The sequence below is a fragment of the Herbaspirillum sp. B65 genome (genome assembly GCF_000333555.1).
In the GTDB taxonomy this organism is placed as follows: Bacteria; Pseudomonadota; Gammaproteobacteria; order Burkholderiales; family Burkholderiaceae_D; genus Herbaspirillum; species Herbaspirillum rubrisubalbicans.
Genome location: NZ_BADI01000218.1, coordinates 1 through 3434 on the forward strand (window position 1 = coordinate 1; position 3434 = coordinate 3434).

At 63.1% G+C, this 3434-nt stretch carries 2 protein-coding genes and 2 pseudogenes; 3 read left to right on the plus strand and 1 reads right to left on the minus strand.

The window, feature by feature from the left end:
* Nucleotides 1-7 precede the first annotated feature (7 nt).
* Nucleotides 8-439: pseudogene (smpB, locus tag I5W_RS05620) on the plus strand (SsrA-binding protein SmpB); the annotation flags it as partial.
* A gap of 105 nt (nt 440-544) precedes the next feature.
* Here the strand turns inward: smpB and I5W_RS05625 are convergent.
* Entirely contained in the window at nt 545-2131 is a 1587-nt protein-coding gene (locus I5W_RS05625) for a tetratricopeptide repeat protein (RefSeq protein ID WP_044528506.1), read from the minus strand.
* A gap of 366 nt (nt 2132-2497) precedes the next feature.
* Here I5W_RS05625 and I5W_RS05630 point away from each other — a divergent pair, with 366 nt between their 5' ends.
* Nucleotides 2498-3187, plus strand: coding sequence for a response regulator transcription factor (locus I5W_RS05630; RefSeq protein WP_017451085.1), 690 nt, complete (start codon nt 2498-2500; stop codon nt 3185-3187).
* A 1-nt stretch (nt 3188) separates the two neighbouring features.
* Nucleotides 3189-3434: pseudogene (locus tag I5W_RS05635) on the plus strand (ATP-binding protein); the annotation flags it as partial.

Genomic DNA, 3434 nt, shown 5'->3' on the forward strand with positions numbered 1-3434 from the left:
TTGATAACAAAAGGCCTTTTTCGATTACTTCATCGAAGAGCGATTCGAAGCAGGTCTCGTCTTGCAAGGTTGGGAAGTCAAATCGATCCGCGCCGGCCGCGTGCAGTTGAAGGAAGCCTACGTCATCGTGCGCAATGGCGAAGTGTTCCTGTTCGGCTGCCACATCAGCGCGCTGACCAGTACCTCCACCCACGTGCACCCGGAAACCACCCGTACCCGCAAGCTGCTGTTGAATGCGGCGGAAATCAGCAAGCTGATCGGCAAGGTGGAACGTTCCGGCTATACCTTGGTGCCGCTGAACCTGCACTACAGCAAAGGCCGCGTCAAATGCGACATCGGCCTGGCCAAGGGCAAGAAGCAGCACGACAAGCGCGAGACCGAAAAGCAGCGCGACAGCCAGCGCGAAATCCAGACGGCGATGAAGCAGCATCGCCGCTGATCGCTTTGCTTCCGCTTTCCTTCATATCTTCCACTGCGACCACGGCTGCCTAGAGCAGCCGTTTTCATTTCCCTGCCGCCCTACGGGCCCATCCACCCGGCAGCCTTAAGAGCACTGGGCAAAACGTTCATAGCAGGCTGTAACCAGCGCCTGCACCACGTGCGACCAGTCACCCCGCACCTGCTGACGCAACAGTCGCAGCGAGGGATACCAGGGACTGTGCGCGCCCTGCACGCCCCAGCGCCACTCGCCTTCCAGCCGCTGCAGCAGGAAACACGGCAAGCCCAGAGCGCCGGCCAGGTGGGCAACTGCGGTATCGACACTGATCACCAGATCGAGCGCACAGGCCAGCGCCGCGGTATCTGCCCAATCGGCCAGGGGCAGCGTAGGTAGCCGGCCGGCCAGGGACTCATAGAGCGCCTGGTCAGCCAGCGGAATCTCGACTTGCAGGCTGACGAACTGGGCCGGCAAGTCCAACAGCGGCAGCAAGGCGGCCAGCGGCACGTCGCGGCTGTGATGGATCGCGCCGTATTGGCGTCCAGCCCAGACCAGACCGATGCGTGGGCGGCGCGGCCCAGTGCTACCCAGCTGCGTCAGGCGCGTTTGCCACTGCTCTACGTGCAGAGGATCCGCGTACAGATACGGCGGCTGCGGCCCCTGGCTGGGATCAGGCAAGTCCAGCAACAGCGGCAGGCTCAGCAAGGAAGCCTGGCAGTCATGCGGCCCGGCCTCCTCCACACTGGAGACACAGCGCACCTGCGGCAAGGACGGCGCCAGCAGCGGCAACAGCGACGCCGGTGCGCACAGGGTGACTTCGGCTGCGCGTTGCGCCACCCATGGCAGATAGCGGACGAACTGCAAGCTATCGCCCTGCCCTTGCTCGCACCAGAGCAGCACATGCTTGCCGCCCACATCCTCACCGGGCTGCCAGCGCGGGCGGGCACTCGGGCTGGCCATGCCAAGCCGGGCCAGGTCGGCCATCTCGAAGCGAGCTTCATGCGCCAGCCAGCCTTGCGCATAGTCTTGCCGGGTCAGGAGCATGTGGGCGCGCCCCACCTGGGCTTCGGGAAAATCGGCGTGGCAGCGCAAAGCTTCTTCATAGCCGGCTTGCGCCTCATCGATGCGCCCCATGCGGCGCAGGATGTCGGCGCGATTGAAGGCGACCAGGGCGCGCGTGGCCGCATCGGTCGCGCTGCCGGAATAGCAGTGCAAGGCCGCTTCGTGACGATTCAGGCGCAGCAGGATATTGGCATGAAGCACCTGGTGTTCCAGGCGGGTCAGCGGCAGGACCGCTTCGATGGCGGCCAGGGCCTGCTGCGGCTGGTCCAGCTTGTAGCAGACCTGCGCCAGCGTGATGGCCCGCGCGGGATCGCCCTGATGCTCTGCGGCAAGCGCCGCCTGCAAGCTGGCGGCCCATTGTGCCAGCACGGTTCGATGGGCCAGGCGCGCCTCTTCATAGTCAGGCGCCAGTGCCAGGCAGGCTTCATAGGCGGCGACCGCACCAGCCAGATCATTCATCTCCAGCAGCAGATCGGCGCGCTGCATGTGTAGCGGCAGAAAAGTCGGGTCCAGCGCCAGCGCCTGGTCCAGGGCGGCCAGGGCCGGCGCCGGCTGCTGCGCGCCGCGCAATGCGATGGCCTCGCACATCAGGCCCATGATGCGCGCCAGGTGGGCGGGGTCGGAAGAAATCATGGGCGGCAGCTTATCACGGCCTTCCGCCGGCTCGGGCTGGCAGTGTCTTGGTCGCGGTCAACAATGCTTGCCATCAAGACGTGTTAAGTTCACGCCAGCCATACAAAGCGGAGTAAAGTTTTGTCAGGTCGAGGAACCCAGCCGCATTGGCCCCGGCTAGGGTCAACAACAGGCACATATGAAGTTTTGTGAGGAAAAATGTGAATCCCAGGCGCTTGGAAAGGTTCGGACAATTGCAGTAAATGAATGTAAAGATGCAATTGTAAAGATGGCTGGCAACACTTCTGCAAAACCTTTTACGGCATATTACGGGCTGCCGACGCCCTGCGGCCTGGAGGCAGGGCAATTCAAGAATGGAACGCAGCAATGTCAAAAGTGCTTTTGATCGACGATGACGTCGAACTGGTCGAGATGCTCAAGGAATACCTGGAGCAGGAAAAATTCGAAGTCAACGTTGCCTACGACGGTGAAGCCGGTGCTGCCGAGGCGCTCTCGGGCCAGTACGCCATCGCCGTGCTGGACGTGATGATGCCGCGCCTGAACGGGGTGGACACGTTGCGCCGCATTCGCGCCAAGAGCAACATGCCGGTCGTAATGCTGACCGCCAAGGGTGATGACACCGACCGCATCATCGGACTGGAGCTGGGCGCCGACGACTACGTGCCCAAGCCCTGCACGCCGCGCGAGATCGCTGCGCGCATCCGCGCCATCCTGCGCCGCGCCTCGGCCGAAACCAGCGAACAAGCGCCCTACTCGCCGCTGGCCGTAGGTGCGCTGTCGATGTGGCCGGAACAGCGCCGCGCCACCTGGAGCGGGCGACCGCTGGAATTGACCAGCAGCGAATTCAACCTGCTCGAAGTGCTGGCGCGCAATGCCGGCAAGCCGGTCAGCAAGCAGATCCTATCGGAACAAGGGCTGGGTCGTCCGCTGGCGCGCTTTGACCGCAACATCGACGTCCACCTCTCCAGCATCCGCCAGAAGATCGCCGCGCTGGGCAGTGACAAGAGCTGCATCCAGACCGTCTACCGCCTGGGCTACCAGTTCATCAAGGAATAAAGTGGGTCGGTTATTCTGGAAATTCTTCTTCTTCATCGCGATTGCCCAGATCACCGCCACCTTCGGCGTGGGCGTGCTGTTCTGGGTCGAGAACCTGGAACGCAGCAATCGCAATGCAGAAATCGACAGCAGTCCATCGGCCTCCTTCATGATCCGCGCAGCCGCTGCGACCTTGCAGTTCGGCGGCCCGGAAGCCCTGCGCAGCCTGATCAACGAAGGCCGGCCGCACCGCATGCAACGTATGCAG

Coding starts and splice junctions, on each gene's coding strand:
- I5W_RS05625 (WP_044528506.1), bottom strand. CDS start 2,131: ATGATTTCTTCCGACCCCGCCCACCTGGCGCGCATCATGGGCCTGATG.
- I5W_RS05630 (WP_017451085.1), top strand. CDS start 2,498: ATGTCAAAAGTGCTTTTGATCGACGATGACGTCGAACTGGTCGAGATG.